At 68.0% G+C, this 17,561-nt stretch carries 13 protein-coding genes; 3 read left to right on the forward strand and 10 right to left on the reverse strand.

Going from position 1 to position 17,561, the window contains the following annotated elements:
* Positions 1-83 precede the first annotated feature (83 nt).
* From IRZ30_RS04860 to IRZ30_RS04875, 4 genes are all read right to left on the reverse strand, one after another.
* Positions 84-368, reverse strand: coding sequence for a hypothetical protein (locus IRZ30_RS04860; protein WP_294083521.1), 285 nt, complete (start codon positions 366-368; stop codon positions 84-86).
* Positions 369-448: 80 nt separating this feature from the next.
* Positions 449-2,140 carry a formate--tetrahydrofolate ligase gene (locus tag IRZ30_RS04865; RefSeq protein WP_294083523.1) on the reverse strand — a complete coding sequence of 564 codons (1,692 nt, stop codon included), beginning with the start codon at positions 2,138-2,140 and terminating at the stop codon, positions 449-451.
* A 43-nt stretch (positions 2,141-2,183) separates the two neighbouring features.
* Positions 2,184-3,044 (reverse strand): bifunctional 5,10-methylenetetrahydrofolate dehydrogenase/5,10-methenyltetrahydrofolate cyclohydrolase, encoded by an 861-nt coding sequence (locus tag IRZ30_RS04870; protein ID WP_294083525.1) that lies wholly within the window; start codon positions 3,042-3,044, stop codon positions 2,184-2,186.
* Positions 3,028-3,765, reverse strand: a complete 738-nt coding sequence (locus IRZ30_RS04875) for a cyclodeaminase/cyclohydrolase family protein (RefSeq protein ID WP_294083527.1) — start codon at positions 3,763-3,765, stop codon at positions 3,028-3,030. Before IRZ30_RS04875 ends, IRZ30_RS04870 begins: the two co-directional genes overlap by 17 nt.
* Before the next feature lie 302 nt (positions 3,766-4,067).
* Here IRZ30_RS04875 and IRZ30_RS04880 point away from each other — a divergent pair, with 302 nt between their 5' ends.
* Positions 4,068-4,508: a helix-turn-helix transcriptional regulator gene (locus tag IRZ30_RS04880; RefSeq protein WP_294083529.1), complete on the forward strand. Its 441-nt coding sequence runs from the start codon at positions 4,068-4,070 to the stop codon at positions 4,506-4,508.
* Positions 4,509-4,717: 209 nt separating this feature from the next.
* Positions 4,718-8,221, forward strand: coding sequence for a DNA polymerase III subunit alpha (locus IRZ30_RS04885; RefSeq protein ID WP_294083531.1), 3,504 nt, complete (start codon positions 4,718-4,720; stop codon positions 8,219-8,221).
* A 166-nt stretch (positions 8,222-8,387) separates the two neighbouring features.
* Here IRZ30_RS04885 and polX read toward each other — a convergent pair whose 3' ends face one another.
* From polX to glmS, 6 genes are all read right to left on the reverse strand, one after another.
* Positions 8,388-10,052 (reverse strand): DNA polymerase/3'-5' exonuclease PolX, encoded by a 1,665-nt coding sequence (gene polX, locus IRZ30_RS04890; protein WP_294083533.1) that lies wholly within the window; start codon positions 10,050-10,052, stop codon positions 8,388-8,390.
* A 4-nt stretch (positions 10,053-10,056) separates the two neighbouring features.
* The gene (locus tag IRZ30_RS04895; RefSeq protein WP_294083534.1) at positions 10,057-10,728 is read right to left on the reverse strand and encodes a histidinol phosphate phosphatase domain-containing protein; all 672 of its coding nucleotides are present in this window, start codon (positions 10,726-10,728) and stop codon (positions 10,057-10,059) included.
* Between the two features lie 483 nt (positions 10,729-11,211).
* Entirely contained in the window at positions 11,212-12,414 is a 1,203-nt protein-coding gene (locus tag IRZ30_RS04900) for a hypothetical protein (RefSeq protein WP_294083536.1), read from the reverse strand.
* Positions 12,411-13,079: an RdgB/HAM1 family non-canonical purine NTP pyrophosphatase gene (rdgB, locus tag IRZ30_RS04905; RefSeq protein ID WP_294083538.1), complete on the reverse strand. Its 669-nt coding sequence runs from the start codon at positions 13,077-13,079 to the stop codon at positions 12,411-12,413. Before rdgB ends, IRZ30_RS04900 begins: the two co-directional genes overlap by 4 nt.
* Positions 13,076-13,861 carry a TatD family hydrolase gene (locus IRZ30_RS04910; protein WP_294083540.1) on the reverse strand — a complete coding sequence of 262 codons (786 nt, stop codon included), beginning with the start codon at positions 13,859-13,861 and terminating at the stop codon, positions 13,076-13,078. Before IRZ30_RS04910 ends, rdgB begins: the two co-directional genes overlap by 4 nt.
* Before the next feature lie 11 nt (positions 13,862-13,872).
* Complete coding sequence (gene glmS / locus IRZ30_RS04915; protein ID WP_294083542.1) at positions 13,873-15,648, reverse strand: glutamine--fructose-6-phosphate transaminase (isomerizing); 1,776 nt, start codon at positions 15,646-15,648, stop codon at positions 13,873-13,875.
* Between the two features lie 541 nt (positions 15,649-16,189).
* Between glmS and mtaB the strand changes: the two genes are divergently transcribed.
* A complete protein-coding gene (mtaB, locus tag IRZ30_RS04920; RefSeq protein ID WP_294083544.1) occupies positions 16,190-17,539 on the forward strand; it encodes a tRNA (N(6)-L-threonylcarbamoyladenosine(37)-C(2))-methylthiotransferase MtaB in 1,350 nt (449 codons plus the stop codon).
* The last annotated feature ends 22 nt before the right edge of the window (positions 17,540-17,561 follow it).

The following is a 17,561-nucleotide window of genomic DNA, read 5'->3' on the forward strand; positions in this document are numbered from 1 at the left end:
CGTCCGTCCGGCAGGTGGGTGCAATGGTGGTGCCACGAGGGACAACCGTCAGGGACAAGGTGAGGCGGGAGGGGGAGCGGGAATCAGTAGCGGGGGCGTCCGCTGCCGATGCTGCGGCGGTAGCCGAGGACGGTCAACGCGGCGAGGACGAAGCCGGCGAGGAAGAGTGCCTCGACGTTGGGGTAACCGACGATGTGAACGACGACGAGGGCGAAGAGGGTCGGGTAGATGAGCAGGCCAAGGGCGGCGAAAAGTGCAGCCTCGATCGTGGCGCTGCGCCAGTCCGCGCCGGTGAGGCGGCTGACCAGGAAGGGGATCAGGGTGCCCGCCGGCACCCAGAGCAGGAAGGCGCGCGCCGTTTCATCCACCGTGTCGCATCCTCTCCCTCGTCGTCGACGGCGTGCCGGGCGCGCGTGACTTCAGGCCACGCGCGCCCGGTTGCCGGCATCTAGAACAGACCCCGGATGGTGCCGTCGTCGTCGATATCTACGTTGAGCCCGCCGGGCTTGCTGCCGAGGCCGGGCATGGTCCGCATCTCCCCGATGATCGGGTACACGAACCCGGCACCGGCCGACAGCCGAGCCTCGCGGACGGTCAGCTCAAAGCCCTCGGGTCGCCCGCGGAGGTTCGGATCGCCGCTGAGTGAGAGGTGCGTCTTGGCCATGCACACCGGGAGCTTGTCGTAGCCCATGCTGCTGAAGGTGCGCAGCGCGCGGGCAGCCGCGGGCAGGTAGGTGACGGACCCGGCGCCGTAGAGCTCGCGGGCGATGATCTCGATCTTGTCGGTGAGCGGCATGTCCAGCTCGTAGAGCGGGCGGAAGGAGTTCGGCTCCTCCGTCGCACGCAGCACCGCGCGTGCCAGGTCAGCGCCGCCCGCGCCGCCCTCGCTGTGCACCCGGGTGGGCACGGCATCGAACGCGCCGGCCTTGAGCGCCACCTCGCGCACCAGCTCGATCTCGGCCGCGGTGTCGGTCGGGAACTGGTTGATGGCTACCACGACCGGCACGCCGAAACGGCGCACGTTCTCGATCTGCTTTTCGAGGTTGCCGATCCCCTCACGCAGTGCGTCGAGGTTCTCGCTCACGAGGCCCGGGTCGAGCGGCTTGCCGGCGACGATCTTGTAGCGACCGCTGTGCGCCTTCAGGGCGCGGATGGTCGCGACGAGGACGGCGGCGTCCGGCTTCAGCCCGCTGACGCGACACTTGATGTCGCAGAACTTCTCGAACCCGAGGTCGGCGCCGAACCCTGCCTCGGTGACTACCACGTCGGCGAGCTTGAGGCCGATCAGGTCGGCGAGGACCGACGAGTTGCCGTGAGCGATGTTGCCGAACGGACCGGCGTGGACGATGGCCGGCGTGTGCTCGAGGGTCTGGAGCAGGTTCGGCTTGAGGGCGTCCTTTAGCAGAGCGGCCATGGCGCCAGCCACCCCGATGTCCTCAGCGGTGACCGGCTCCTTCTTGCGGTTGAGCGCGACGACGAGCCGACCCAGCCGCTGGCGGAGGTCGCGGTAGTCGGTGGCCAGGGCCAGGACCGCCATGACCTCCGAGGCCGCCGTGATGTCGAAACCGGTCTGGCGCGGGATCCCGTTACCGGCCCCGAGGCCGATGACGATGTCGCGCAGGGTCCGGTCGTTCACGTCCATCACGCGCCGCCAGAGAACGGCCGTCTGGTCGATGTCGAGCGGGTTGCCGTGGTAGATGGAGTTGTCGAGGAAGGCCGCGCAGAGGTTATGCGCCGCGGTGACGGCGTGGAAGTCGCCGGTCAGATGGAGGTTGAAGTCCTCCATCGGGATGATCTGGCTGTAGCCACCGCCGGCCGCGCCACCCTTAATCCCGAAGACGGGACCGAGCGACGGTTGCCGGATCGCCACGATCGCGCGAGTGCCGATCTTGCCGAACGCCTGGCCCAGCCCGACGGTCACCGTCGTCTTGCCCTCGCCGAGCGGGGTGGGGGTGATGGCGGTGACCACCACGTACTTGCCGTTCGGCCGATCCTTGAGGCGGTCCCGGATCGAGAGGCTGATCTTGGCCTTGTAGGGACCGTACAACTCCAGTTCGTCGGGCTGGATCCCGAGGTCCGCCGCGATCTCGGTAATCGGCTTCGGCGTGACCTGACTCGCGATCTCGATGTCCGTGAGCATGGTACTCCCCTCAATCCCCGGCTCAACGCTCACCGACTAACGACTATCCAGCGCGGCGGCCGCCGAGCGCGGCCCACGCGGCGCGGAGCGTGTTCTGGACGAGAATGGCATTTGTGACGGCGCCGGTGCCCCCCGGAACCGGCGTCAGCGCGCCGGCCACCTCTCCCACGGCCGGCTCGACATCCCCAATCATCTTTCCGTCCACGAAGCTAACGCCAAAGTCAATAACGGTCGCGCCCGGCTTGACCATTTCCGGTCGCACCAGACCGGGCCGGCCGGCGGCGGCCACCAAGATGTCCGCCTGGCGGGTCACGGCGGGCAGGTCGGACGTCCGGCTGTGACAGACGGTAACGGTGGCGTCCGCTGCGATCAGCATGAGCGCCATCGGCAGGCCGACGACCGGGCTGCGGCCGATGACGACGGCGTGGCGCCCGGCGATCTCGATGCCGTAGTGCTCGAGGATGGCCATCCCGCCCGCGGGCGTGCTCGGTGGCAGCGCTGGGAGGCCGACGGCGAGGCGGCCCGCGCTGGCAGGCGTAATACCGTCCACATCCTTTGCGGGATCGACCAGCTCGGAGGCGATCCCGGCCGGCAGGTGCCGCGGCAGCGGCTGGAGGACGATGATCCCGCTGACAGCCGGGTCGGCGTTCAGGTGCGCCACCGCCTCCCGCAGCTCGGCCTCGGCGACGTCGCCAGGAAGCGTCACGTCCCGCACCGGGATACCGACGCGGTCGAATGTGCGGTGGATGGCACGCACGTAGGCGGCGGCGCTGGCGTCGTCTCCGGCCAGCACCGTGGCGAGCTCGGGAGGGCGCCCTGCCTGCGTGACGTATTCCGCCAATTCCTCACGCGCGCGCTCCAATATCGCACGCGCCACCGGCCGTCCCTCAAGTGCGATCGCCACGCAGCCCCTCCTCCATCGGTTTCCCGGACATTTTCGCGCGGGTGAGATCCAGCGCCTGCCTGGCCAGTGCCGGTGCCTCCTCGCGGATCTGGTCGACGGTCGTGCGCAGCTCGGCTGCGCGGGTGGCATCGGGGAGAAGACCGAGGTTGACCTCGCTCATCAGCAGTGCAGCCTCGATCGCGCCCTGGGCCAGGGCGGCCGCGGCGCCGAGGTCACTGACGGTGAAGCGCGCCGCGAAGGGTACGGCCGCGAGCACGAGGCGCAGGAGCGCCAGGCCGTCCTGAGCCAGGGTGATGGGCGTCTCTGCGGCCAGGGTGAGGCTCCGCTGGAGGGCTTCCTCGGCCGCGCGCTGAGCTTGTGGGTCGACGCCGGCTGAAGGGCGTGCGGCACGGTGCGCCTCCAGAAGGTCCGACAGGACGGCGATGTCCTCATCGGCCGCGGCAAGGAAGCGCGTCTGAAGGTGGCCCAGCCTGTCGCGGATCTCTTCCACTTCAGCGCGGTGGGGCTGCACCGACTTCCGGCGCAGCGAGAGGGTCGCGACCAGCTCGGCCGTGGCGGCGGCCAGTGCCAGGGTCGCGGCGGCGGCGACGCCACCGCCGGCCGGCTGCTGAGGATCGGCGAGCCGACCGGCGACCCCGGCCAGGGACTGTTCGGCGACCCGGAGCTGCTGCGGAGCTTCGGGACTCAGGTCGACCCTCCTCTCACATCCAGAGATTCCCATGTACAGACCCCACGCCGTTCCGGATTTCCCAACGGACAGGGCGGGGATCCCCACGAGTATAGCACTCACGCCGCACGAACCGGACGCAGACCAAGCCTGCGACCTAGCCCGCTGTCGTCTTGCTGTCATGTATCTGCCGAAATGGTGTCTCGTTCATCTTCATTGTATCCATCGTGAGACCGGACTGTGGATAACCTGGAAAACTATTGACAGGCAGACACGCGACCGGTATAGTAGGGGCAGTGTACGGACAGGGTTCGCTCGCGGCGGATCTGCCGAGAGCAGAATGAAGGGAGCCAGGCATGGCGGGACAGGCACCGAGCGCGGCGCCCACGTTCGCGGAACTTCTCAAGCGCTTCCGGGAGGAAGCCCGTACCTCGCAGAGCCGGCTTGCCGAATCAGCGGGGTTCGACCATAGCTACGTGAGCCGACTTGAGAGCGGTAATCGCACGCCGACACGTGAGGCCGTTGTCAAGCTGGCGGATGCGCTGGGCCTCACTCCCGAGCAGCGCGACAGCCTGCTCGCCGCGGCCGGGTACATGCCGCAGCGGGTCGAGAGCCTGCTGGCCGATGAGCCGATCCTGAGCGAGGTGCTGCAGCTCCTGCAGAGCCGCGATATCCCTGAGCCGATCCGGCAGAACGTGCGGCAGATGCTCCGCTTGATGGTCAATCAGGCGCAGATGGCCGCGATCGGCTGGCCGTCCGGTCCCGATACCTCTCCCGACGCCATGGCGGCTGACTGACGGCCGCTCGCTGCTCCGCGTACGGGGTCCATCTCCGCGCCGGGTGGTTTCGGCCGGTGCGGCGTGCCCGGCGGGTTCTGCAGCCCTTGCCGGACGTTGGGCCTGCAGCAGCGCTACAATGCCGCGGGACGGTCGATCGCCGAGGGAAGGCCCCCTGATCAGCGGGCTGAGCAGGGGCGGGGCGATCGTTCGGGAAGGGATAGGCTGTCGTGACCGCGCGTCCGTTCGCGCACTTGCACTTGCATACCGAGTTTTCGCTCCTCGACGGCATGGGGCGCATCAAGGACTACATGGCCCGCGCTCGTGAGTTCGGGATGGAGCACGTCGCCATCACCGACCACGGCGTGATGTACGGCGTCATCGACTGGTACAAGGCGGCGCGCGCACACGACCTCCATCCAATCCTGGGGATCGAGGCCTACCTCGCACCGGGCAGCATCGAGGACCGGGAGAAGCAGTCGTACCATCTGCTGTTACTCGCGGAGAACGAGCGGGGCTATCGCAACCTCTTGCGGTTGGCCAGCCGGGCCAGCCTGGAGGGTTTCTATTACAAGCCGCGCGTCGACCTGGACATGCTCAACAGCCTGCGCGACGGCATCATCTGCACGTCGGCCTGTCTCGGTGGACCGGTCGCCAACAACTTCCTGCAGGGGCGCGACGAGGAAGCGGTGCGTTTGGCCGGCATACTCAAGGAGATGTTCGGCCCGGATCACTTCTATATTGAGATCCAAGACCACGGCATCGAAGGCCAGCGACAGACGAACCCGCAACTGGTCGAGCTGGCTCGCAAGCTCGACCTGCCGCTGGTGGCGACGAACGACGTCCACTACGTCGACAAGTCCGACGCGCCGTTGCAAGAGCTGCTGGTGTGCATCCAAACCAACACCACGCTCCACGACCCGAAGCGCCTCCGGATGGAGAGCGATCAGCTCTACTTCAAGAGCCCGGAGGAGATGTGGCAGCTCTTCGGCGAGATCCCCGAGGCGCTGGAGAACACGATCCGCATCGCCGAGCGCTGTAACGTCGAGCTCGAGTTCGGCCGGCTACACCTGCCCGACCCCGGCATCCCCGAGGGAATGACCCCGCACGAGTACCTGTGCCAGCTCTGCTGGGACGGGCTGCGCCGCCGCTACCCGGAGATCACTGAGGAGGTCCGCCGGCGTCTGGAATATGAGCTGGACGTCATCCAGGAGACGGGGTTCAGCAGCTACATGCTCATCGTGCGCGACTTCGCGGAGTTCGCACGGCAGCGTCAAATCCCCTTCGGCGTGCGCGGGAGCGCGGCAGCCAGCATCGTCCTCTACACCCTGGGAATCACCGACATCGACCCGCTGGCGAACCGGCTCGTCTTCGAGCGCTTCCTGAACCGGGAGCGCCGCGAGATGCCGGACATTGACATGGACTTCGCCGACGACCGACGCGCGGAGGTCATCGACTACGTCGCCAACAAGTACGGTCACGACCGGGTGGCGCAGATCATTACCTTCGGAACGATGGGCGCCAAGGCGGCGATCCGCGACACCGGCCGGGCCATGGGCTGGGCGTACAACGACGTCGACCGGATCGCGCGGCTGATCCCGTCGACCCTCAACATCACGCTCGACAAGGCCCTGCAGGAGAGCCCGGAGCTGCGGCAGCTCTACGAGTCTGATCCGGCGTGCCGCGAACTAATCGACAACGCCAAGCGCCTTGAGGGCATCTCCCGCCATGCCGGGACGCACGCGGCGGGTGTGGTGATCTCTGCCGATCCGCTGGTGGAGCACCTTCCCCTCCAGCGTCCGGCACGTGCCGAGGAGGGCGCCCTGCCGACCACCCAATTCCCGATGGAGACGGTGGCCCAGATCGGGCTGCTCAAGATGGACTTCCTCGGCCTGGCCAACCTCACCATCCTCGGCGAGGCGGTCAAGCTGATCCGCCAGACGACGGGTGTGGAGATCGACCCGAAGCAACTACCCGACGGCGACGAGAAGACCTACGCGATGCTGGCGCAGGGCGAGACCTTCGGCGTGTTCCAACTCGAGAGCGCCGGCATGCGCCGCTACATCCGGGAACTGCGGCCCAGCTCCATCGCCGAGCTAGCGGCCATGGTGGCCCTCTACCGGCCGGGGCCGATGCAGCATATCCCGACCTACTGCCGCGCCAAGCATGGATTGGAGCCGATCCGCTATCCGCACCCGGATCTGGCGGAGATCCTGGACGAGACGTACGGCGTCATCGTGTATCAGGATCAGGTGCTCCTGATCGCCCGCAAGTTCGCCGGGTATACCCTGGGCGAGGCCGACATCATGCGCAAGGCGATGGGGAAGAAGATCCCCGAAGTGATGGCGGCCGAGCGAGAGCGGTTCCTGCGGGGAGCGCAGGAAAAGGGGTACAGCATTGAGGACGCGCAGAACGTCTTCAACCTGATCGAGCCGTTCGCGGGCTATGCCTTCAACAAGGCGCACGCCGTCTGCTACGCGACGATCTCGTACCAGACATCGTACCTGAAGGCGAACTACCCGGCGGAGTACATGACGGCCGTCCTGCGCGGGGCGCCCAGCCACCCGAGCGGCGCGACGCAGCGCGTGGCTGCTGCCGTGGCAGAGTGCCAGAAGCTGGGCATCCCGGTGCTCCCGCCCGACATCAACAAGAGCGGCGTCGATTTCGAGATCGAAATCCTGGAGGACGGGACCAAGGCGATTCGTTTCGGTCTGTCGATCGTGAAGAACGTCGGCGAGGCTGCGGTGGAATCCATCGTCGCGGTGCGCAAGTCGCTGCCGGGCGAGCGCTTCGAGAGCTTCGAGCAGTTCTGCGACACGGTCGACTGGACGGTGGTTAACCGCCGGGTGGCTGAGAGCCTCATCAAGTGCGGCGCGCTGGACTGCCTCGGCGACCGCGCCACCCTGCTGGCGGTCCTGGAGCAGGCGATCAGCGCCGCCCAGGCGCGGCAGCGCGCGGCCAAGAAGGGCCAGATCGACCTGTTCTCCATGGCACCCGCGGCTGCGCCGGCCCTGTCGCTGGCGATGCCCGACGACGTGCCGGAGATCCCGCGCCAGACACTCCTCGCCTGGGAGAAGGAACTGCTGGGGCTTTACCTCAGCTCACACCCGCTGAACGACCTCATCCCGCTGATCCGGGACGGTGGATACGTGCGGTTGGCTGAGATCGACGAGGAGACCGTCGGCCAGCAGATCGAAGCCATCGTGATGATCACGGGCATGCGCAAGCTGACCACCAAGACGAACCGGGTGATGGCGATCTGCCAGCTCGAAGACCAGACCGGGGCGATCGAGATGGTCGTCTTCCCGGATCTCTACGAGCAGGCGGGCGAGCACCTCGTCGTGGATTCCATCGTTCGGGTGGCCGCGCGGGTGGACCAGCGCAACGACCGCATCCAGCTCGTAGCCGACCGCGTTGGGCCGGTGACGATCGACGAGCCGAAGTCCGTGGTGGTCCGTGACGTGCACGTCCGTCTCCCCGACACCGGCGATGTCGCGGCGGACGTCGAAACGATGCACCGGGTGCGCGAGCTGTTCGACCAGTTCCCTGGCGACGACGGCGTGGTCCTGCACGTCCCCGCGCGCGGCCGAACCGTGCTGATGCGGGCATCCCTGTCCATCGACTGGTGCCCCGATGTCGAGCGGGCGCTGGAAGAGCTGCTTGGCCCCGGTTGCGCGACTGTCTCCGAGCGCACCATGCTGGTGCCCGCTGAGCCACGGCGACTCACCGCGTAGCGGGCGGTCTCCCGCGAAGGCCGTTCAGGTCCGGTGGCCGTGCTACCCCGTGACATCGTCGACCTTGGGCGGGGGTGAACCCCGCCCTTCCTGTTCATTACCGCGAAGGTGCCTGCGAAGGTGTTGACCTCATGCCGAGCTACAGGACGATCCGTCCTGGCGGATGCTACCGGTTGAGCCAGGCAAGCAGGTCCGGCAGCGGGCGGGTGTTCACGACCGACTCGGGACCGATCCAGGCGCGGCGGGCCACCGAGACACCGTAGCGAATGTGGTCGAGCGAGGGGATGTCATGGGCGTCCGAGTCGATGGAGATGAAGACGCCGGCTTCCTGCGCCATCCGGGCGTGCTCGTCGTTCATGTCGAGGCGCGCCGGATCGGCATTGATCTCGATAGCGGTGCCGGTCACCCGCGCCACGCGGAAGACTTCCTCCCAGTCGTAGTCCGCACCCGGGCGGCGCTCGATGATGCGGCCGGTGGGGTGGGCCACGATGTCGACATGCGGGTTGCGTAGGACGCCGAGGATCCGCTTCATCAGCTCCTCGCGCGGCTGTCGCAGGCCGGAGTGGAGCGAGGCCACCACCAGGTCGAATTCGGCCAGGATCTCATCGGGGAAGTCCAGGCTCCCATCGCGCCGGACCTCCACCTCAGAGGCGCGCAGCAACCGGACCTCGGGGACCAGCTCGTTGACCCGGTCGATCTCGCGCCACTGTTCGCGCAGCCGGTCGACGTCGAGTCCCCGAGCGACGCGCAAGCCGCCGGAGTGGTCGGCGATGCACAGATACTCGTAGCCGCGCTCCCGCGCCGCCTCGGCCAACTGCTGGATCGTGGCCCGACCGTCGCTCCACTCCGAGTGGAGGTGCAGGTCGCCGCGGAGGTCCGCCACTTCGATGAGCCGCGGGAGTTTCCCTGCCCGCGCTGCGGCGATCTCCCCACGCGCTTCTCGCAGCTCCGGCGCGATCCAGGGCAGGCCGAGCGCGGCGTACACCTCGGCCTCCTCTGCGACGTGCGGCAACGTCCCCCCGGCGATGCGCACCAGTTCCGCCACGTGTGCGCTGCTTCCGGTCCAGCGGACCATCTCGGTGCCGAAGACGGCCGGCGCTGCCGCCACCACGCGCACGGAGCTGCCAATCTCGAGCGCCGCGACGACGAAGGCGTCGTTGACCTCCTCAATCTCGGTCACCCGCGGGGCCGACTCCAACGCCGGGACGACCGCGGCCGGGCTCTCGACCGCGGCGACGAGGTCGATGTTGCCGACCGTCTCGCACTGGCGTCGCACACTCCCGGCGATCTCCACGGGGACGCCCAGCTCGGTCCGCAGATGTTCCACCAACCTCCGGGCGACCGGGTCGGCCGTCCCGATGGAGAGTCTGTTGGTGCGGCGGTGCAGGAACGCGATGCCCTCGAGGATGCGCGCCTCGGCACGCGGGCCGAAACCCTTCAGTTGCCGCACCTGCCCGGCGCGCGCGGCCGCTTCGAGTTGCACCAGCGTGGTGATGCCCAGCTCGCGGTAGAGCCGGCCGACCGTCTTCGGGCCGACACCGGGAATCCCAAGCAGGGTGAGGAGCGTGCCGGGGACTTCGTCCAGGAGCTCTTCGGTGGCGCTGTAGCGCCCGGTCTGGACGATCTCGGTGATGGCTGCCGCCAGGCCGGGGCCGATCCCCTCGATGGTGGTGAGCTCGTCCCGCGCGATGATGGCTTCGAGCGGCTCGGGCTCGTGCTCTACCGCGTCCGCCGCGCGGCGGTAGGCGTTGACGCGGAAGGCGTTCTCCCCCTTGATCTCAAGCAGGTCGGCGAACTGGCGGAGCTGCTCCGCGACCTCGCGATTGTCCACGGCCTCATCCTCCCCGGCGGGCGAGGACCCGCTGCAGCAATTCCTCCGGCCAGGTTTGGAGCACGTCGGTCATCAGTCTCGGCTCGATCCCGGCGCCGAGCGCGACCGAGCGCTGGAAATCGCCGGTCAGCAGGTCGGAGGGGGAGTGTGTATCGCTGTTGACGATCATCTTGGCGCCGTAGCGCTGGGCGAGCCGCGCCACGTGGCCGTTGGTGAGGGAGTGGCCGCGCCGGGACGTAATCTCCAGGAACACGTCGCGGGCGGCGGCCTCACGCACGTCCTCCTCGGTGATGTGGCCCGGGTGGCCGATCACGTCCACCAGCCCGCACATGATGGCGGCGTGGTTGGAGCCCTCCGGCACCGGCTCGACCGGGGTCTCACCATGCAGCACGACGATCTCGGCACCGGCATCGAGGGCAAATCGCGCGGCCTCCGGGATCGCCTCCGCCGGGACGTGGGTGAGCTCGACCCCGACGACCACGGTGATCGGCCAGTAGCGCTCGATGATCTCCCGGTCCGCCTTCAGCGCCTTGATCAGCTCCGGTACGCCGCCGACGCCGACGTGGTCCGTCAGCCCCAGAACCCGGTAGCCGCGCTGAGCGGCCCGCCGCGCCTGCTCCATCGGGGACAGCTCCCCGTCGCTCCAGAAGGTGTGTGTGTGGAAATCGAAGACCACGCTCTGCTCCTCGTCTCGCCCCAGCGTGCCACAAGCCCACTGGGGATGATACGCGATGCGGGTGAGGCTGTGGGTGGCACAAGCTGGACGGGGTGTTGCCGCGGCACCGGGGCGAGATTGGCACTGCCATCGGCGGTCACGCGCAAACAAGGCGTCTCAGCGGACGGCCTGAGCCTGAGGCGGGTGGTCGGAGGGATCACGCGCCGTGGTGGGTGCCCGGCGGCTTTGACCCCCGGGCTCGTGCCGGGCGATGGACACCCCATCACCTGGGTGTGAGCCCTGATCCGCTCCAGCCGCCTGCCGATGGCTGTTCGTTGTCAGCCCCGGGATTGAACCCCCGCGAACGCGCCACTCCCGGCAATCCGCACGTCCGAGCATCGGATCAAGGTCTCGGCGACCCGGTCCACCCCGTAGTTAGCGCGGCATTCATTCGGAGTTCGCGCGTGGTCGGGGCACGATGCGGTCGTGGATAGAGCCGGCGCCTCACTTGTCGAGGCTGGTGACGGCGTCGACGGCGTTCTGGACGTCGTCGGTGATGAGCAGACAGAGATCGCCCTCGCTGAGCATGCGGAAGGCGTGGGCGAAGGCCTGTTGCTCGGTCGGCATGGCGAGTACCAGCGGCGGGATCTCGTTCTGGGCGATGCCGGTCTTGAGGAGCTCGACGATCGGGCGCTCCGTCTCCTGGTGCAGGATGACCACACCGCCGAGACGGCCGAGCAGGCGACCGGCGTCGACGATCTGATCCTCGGGGAGGTGGGAGAAGAACCCAGCGACGATGATCGTCCGGCGGTGGGGCTGGTGACGGATGCCGCGGATGAGGGACTTGAGCGTCCAGACCTGACGGGCGGTGTCGAGGACGATCGTGGCGCCGCGCTTATGGAAGATGTTGCAGCTCCCGGGCAGGCGAACCGGATCGGGGCTGAAGGCGCGCACCGCCTCTCGGATCGCCGCGTCCGGCACGTCGAGCGCGACCGCGAGGGCCACGCTGCAGAGGAGGTTCTGCACCTGGAAAATCAGGGCGCCGTCGAGCGTGAAGCGTGCCTCATCGACGCGCACAACGGCTCGCTGGTCGAGCGCATCCCCGACGACGACGCTGCCGTCGGCGACCCAGACACCGCAGCCACCCTGCTCCAGGTGGCGGCGCAGTGCCGGGTTGTCGGGGTGAAGGGCGAAGAGCACGGTGGTCGCCTTCGTCTGGCTGGCGGCTTCCAGGACTGCCATGTCATCGGCGTTCAGCACGAGCAGGCCGTCGGGTCTGACGGCGCGCGCGACGATCGCCTGCGCCAGCGCGCCACTGCTGAACTCGGGGCTGAGCAGGCAGTCCTCGTTGTTGCCGCAGAGCGTGGTGATGCCGGCAAGGGGGTAGATGCCCTCGGGGAGCCCGACGCTCGTCACGAGGGGCGTCTCCAGCTCCTGGAGCGCCACGTCGAGTTCTCCACTGCCGACGGCGGCCAGGACGCGGGACCAGGGGCCGAGCTCGCCCGGCTGCCGGACGCCACGGACGTAGACGCCGGTGCTGCTCCACAGGCCGGTCGAGCGGCCGGCGGTGGTGAGCATCGCATCGAGGAGCCAGACGGTGGTCGACTTGCCTCGGGTCCCGGCTACCCCGACCAGCGGGAGCGCTCGGGTGCGCCGCTCGCCTAGGCCAGAAGCTCCGCTTGCTTGCCGCCGCTCCACGTCAGTCATGACTGCTCCGTTTTCTGTTCGTGCTCCGATGCCTCGTGGCGTGCGGCCTCCAGGATGGGGAGGAGCCACGCCGCCGCCGCACGGAAGGCCCGTCCACGGTGGCTGATGCGGTTCTTCTCGTCGATGGCCAGCTCGGCCATGGTCCGGTCGAATCCGGCCGGCTGGAAGAGTGGGTCGTAGCCGAATCCGCCGCTGCCTCGTGGCTTGTCCAGGATGACACCCTCGACCGATCCCTCGGCCACGTGCTCGCGTCCGTCGGGCGTGACGATAGCGACAGCCGAACGGAACCGCGCCGAACGCTGCGCGCTCGGGACGGCACGCAGGCGCTCCAGCAGCAGCGCGTTGTTCGCGGCGTCGTCGGTTGGCTCGCCCGCGTAGCGGGCTGAGCGCACGCCCGGCTCGCCGCCAAGGGCGTCCACTTCCAGGCCCGAGTCGTCGGCGAGCGCGATGTATCCCGTCTGCTGGGCTGCGGCGCGCGCTTTGAGCAGGGCATTCTCGGCGAATGTCGTGCCGGTCTCCTCCGGAAGCGTGACGCGTGCATCGGACGCGGTCACGATGCGAACCCACGCGGGCAGGAGCCGTCGCAGCTCGTCAACCTTACCCGGGTTGTTGGATGCCAGCACGACGGTGACCTCCTGCCGACCCGCGCCGCCCGTGGCGCTCATGCCGCCCTCCCGTCGATGTCGAGGTTGAAGAGCCGTGCGGCGTTGGCCGTGGTCGCTTCCGCGACTTCCTCCACCGAGGTGCCGCGAAGTTCCGCGACCCGCTCCACGATGAAGCGCAGGTAGGACGGCTCATTCCTCTGTCCACGGTACGGGGAGGGGGTCATGTATGGAGCGTCGGTTTCGAGGACGAGGCGCTCCAGCGGTGCGGATCGAACGACCTCATGGAGGTCGGTTGCCTTGCGGAACGTTACGGCGCCGCCGATGCCGAGGTACATGCCCATCGCGAGACAGCGTTCCGCGTAGGCGAGGTCGCCGGTGAAGCAGTGCATCACCCCGCGATGCGGGGGACCGGCCTCCTCCAAAGCGTCCAGGGTGTCCTCAGCGGCGTCCCGCTGGTGGACGATGAAGGGGAGTTCCATCTCCCGAGCCAGGGCGATCTGCCGCAGGAAGGCACGGCGCTGGACCTCGGCGGGGGCGGTCATCCAGTGGTAGTCCAGTCCGATCTCTCCGATGGCACAGACCGACGGCGACTGCGCCGCCTGCCGGATGCCCGCCTCAACCTCTTCGTTGTAGCGGGCCGCCTCGGTCGGGTGGAGCCCGACCGCGACGGCCATCTCCGGCTCTGCCTGTGCCAGCCGGAGCGCCGGTCCCCAGCGCTCCGGCTCGAAGCCCACCACGACGAAGCGCTCGACTCCGGACGCCCGTGCTCGAGCCAGAACCTGCTCGCGGTCCTCGTCGAACGCGTCCAGATCGAGGTGGCAGTGTGTGTCTACCAGTCGCATCGTCACTCAGGTTACTTCACGGTGACGCTCTTGGCCAGATTCCGCGGCTTGTCCGGATCCAGCCCGCGGCGCACCGCAAGGTAGTATCCCAGAAGTTGCGCCGGGATGACGCCGACGAGCGGCGAGGCGTCGCCGACCTCGGCGACCGGGATGTGCACGTCGAAGACCTCGTCCGGTTCCGGAGAGACGCCGATGATGAACCCGCCCCGGCTGCGCATCTCCATCGCGCCGGAGAGTATGTCGTCGCGCGTCTCATCGAGCGGGGAGAAGACGATGCAGGGGGTGCCGTCTTCGACCAGGGCGATCACCCCGTGCTTCAGCTCGCCTCCGGCGAAGCCCTCGGCGTGGATGTAGCTCACTTCCTTAATCTTCAGCGCGGCTTCCAGGGCGGTGGGGTAGGAGAGCCCACGTCCGATGATAAAGCAGTGCTGTTGATCGGCGATGCGATCGGCAATCTCCTGCACCCGGCGCTCGTTGACCGGCGCCAGAGCCTGCTCGACGCCGTCCACCGCGCGCCACAGGTGCTCCCGCCCGACGTGCTCGCTGCCGTTGAGGACATGCGCTGTCAGCATCAGGATGGCCACCTTGGCGGTGTACGCCTTGGTAGAGAGAACGGACTGCTCCGGTCCGGCTCCCAGGTGGATGCTGAAGTCCGCCAGGCGGTCGAGCGTGGAGCCGGGGACGTTCACCAAGGCTGCGACGCGCGCCCCTGCGCGCTTGGCCGACATCACCGCCTCGATGATGTCGGCCGTCTCGCCGCTCTGGGACAGCGCGATGACCAGGCTGCGGTTCGTCAGGAAGTGCTCCTGGTACTTGAACTCGGACCCCACGGCGAAGTTGACGTGGCGGCGGGCGATCCGGGAAAAGAGGTAGGAGCCGCTCAGGGCCGCGTAGCTGGCCGTGCCACAGCCGATGAGGAAGCTCCCGTAGGAGTCGCGGATCATGGCAGCCAGTTTCCGGACCGGCTCGGCGTAGTTTTCCGCGATGGCGCGGAGCACGCGCGGCTGCTCGTGGATCTCCTTGATCAGGTAGTGGTCGAAGTTCCCGAGCGAGGTGTCCGCCGGCTGGAGGGTCAGCGGCATGTATGCCACGGAGCGGGGTTCGCCGGTCTGTCCATCGTAGACCCGCACGCCGCTGGCATCGAGGGCGACGATTTCGCCATCCTCGACATAATGGACCTCATCGACGTGGCCGACGAGGGCGACGGCATCGGACGCGATGTACGAGGCGTGCTCGTTGCGCCCGACAACGAGCGGGGAGACGTTCTTCGCGGCGATGAGTTGCTGCGTCGCGGTGTCGAGGACGATGATGGCGTTCAAGCCACGCAGCATGCCGAAGACGGTCCGCACGGCGCTGACGACGGTTTCGGGGTCCGTTGAGTCGCCGACCGTCTCCTCGATCAGGTGCGACACCACCTCGGTGTCGGTCTCGCTGCGGAACGTGTGACCGGCGCCTTCGAGACGCGCGCGCAGTGTACGGAAGTTCTCGATGATGCCGTTGTGAATGACGGCGAAGCGGCCGGTGCAGTCGAGGTGGGGATGGGCGTTCTCGTCGCTGACGCCGCCGTGTGTTGCCCAGCGGGTGTGGCCGAAGCCGATGCTGGCCTCTGGGAGCGACACGACCGCGTCGCCGATGCGCCCGGCTCGCTTGTTTACCTCAACGTGGCCGTTGACGGCGACCCCAACACCCCAGGAGTCGTAGCCGCGATACTCCAGGCGCCGCAGCGCGTCGAGGACCATCAGCCCGGTGTCACGCTTCGGGCCGATGTAACCAAAAATACCGCACATTCGATTGTGTGTCCCTTCCCGTGCCTGGCCAAAGAGCGCAGGCCATCATTCCGAGCGGCTCGTGGTCGGAGCCGCACGGGCAGAACCTGGTTGACACCCGGGGGGACGGGAAATAGGGACTGAGCTACCTGCACCGGGCCAGTCTTTGTGCCGCCGATCACTCAGCGGTTTTGCCCTGACCCTGACGACCGTGCCAGCCGGGAGGCCATCCGCCGAATCTTTCGAGAAGCCTCCACCTCGTCGACTCGCCGCCTCCTCCGGCGAGTCCCGGCGCTACGCAAGGACGGAACATCGACCGATACCCGCCCGTCCCGGTGAGGAGCGTTCCCCCGGTGGCCGGGGTGCGCCTCATCTTGACTATAACGGCGCGACGGTGGCACTGCAAGGGACAAACGTACGGCCCGGCCGATCCGATACCTGCCGGATTCGCGGAGTGCTCGGGCGAAACGCCGCCGATGTGGACCGAAATCTGCGCCGCGTCAGCCACGTCCGTTCGTGTATAATCCCGTTGTTGAGCGGACCTGACCCTTCGAAGGGAACGATGGACTCGCCACGCTCGCTGACACCGCAACCGCTTCACCTGCGGCGGCGCCCCCGCTTTGCTATCTGCACACTCGGATGCAAGCTCAACCAGAGTGACGAGGCCGATCTGCGACGCAGCCTGCGCCAGGCCGGGCTGCAGGAGGTGGACTTCGGCTCGGAAGCCGAGGTCTACATCGTTAACACCTGCACCGTGACGCAGTTGGCCGACCGGCGTTCGCGCCAGATGCTGCGCCGCGCTCATCGGCAGAACCCGCAGGCACTCGTCGCGGCCATCGGTTGTTACCCCGCTGTCAATCCGGATGAACTCCACGCCATGCCCGAGGTCGATCTCGTCGTCGGCTCGATTGAGAAGGCGACGGTGGTCGACGAGATTCTTGGGCGGCTTGCCTGGGAGAACCAGGCGTTCGACACCGACGAGCCGGTCGAGCATGTGGAGACGCGCACCCGCCGGATGATCAAGATTCAGGAAGGGTGCCGGGCCCACTGCACCTACTGCATCATCCCCCGGGCGCGCGGCGCACCGCGGAATGTGGCCCCGGCTGAGGTCGTGCGCCGCGTGCAGGAGGCGATCGACGAGGGCTACCGCGAGGTGGTGCTGACCGGCACGCATGTCGGGACCTACAAGTGGCCCGAGGGAGATCGAACGCTGCGGCTCGCGGATCTGCTGGAGCGGGTTCTTGATGAGACACCGATCGAGCGGCTGCGCGTGACCTCGGTCGGGCCGCACGAGATCGACGAGCGATTCATCGCGCTGGTCAATCACCCGCGCATGGCGCCGCACCTGCACATGGCGCTCCAGAGCGGGAGCGAGACCGTGCTGCGCCGGATGAAGCGCTGGTACAACACCCGCCAGTTCCGGCGCGCCGTGCGCCGGCTGCGCGAAGAGGTTCCCGACATCGCCATCACGACCGACGTGATCGTCGGCTTCCCGGGCGAAACCGATGAGGAGTTCGCGGAGACCTGCGAGTTCGTGCGGGAAATGGGCTTCGCCAAGCTGCACGTCTTCCCCTTCTCGCCGCGCAAGGACACGCCCGCGGCGGCGATGCCCGACCAGGTCCACCCACGGATCAAGGAGCGCCGCGCGGCGGCGCTGCGCGTGATCGGTGATGAGCTGCACGCGGAGTTCGTCGGTCGGCACCTGGGTCGGGAGGTGCGCGTGCTGGTGGAGCAGGTGGCGGAGCAACTCCCGGACGGCAGGTCTCTCTGGAGCGGGTACACCGGCAACTACCTGCGCGTCTATGTGCCGGGCGACCCCGGCGAGGATCTGGAGAACCGGTTCGTGACCGTGCGGGCGGTGGCACCGCATGAGGATGGGGTGCTGGCGGATCCGCCCATCCGCGTCGAGTAGTCGAGCCAGTGGACGGAGGCGT

Origin of the sequence: Sphaerobacter sp. (assembly GCF_019683595.1) — a bacterium.
Lineage (GTDB): Bacteria > Chloroflexota > Chloroflexia > Thermomicrobiales > Thermomicrobiaceae > Sphaerobacter.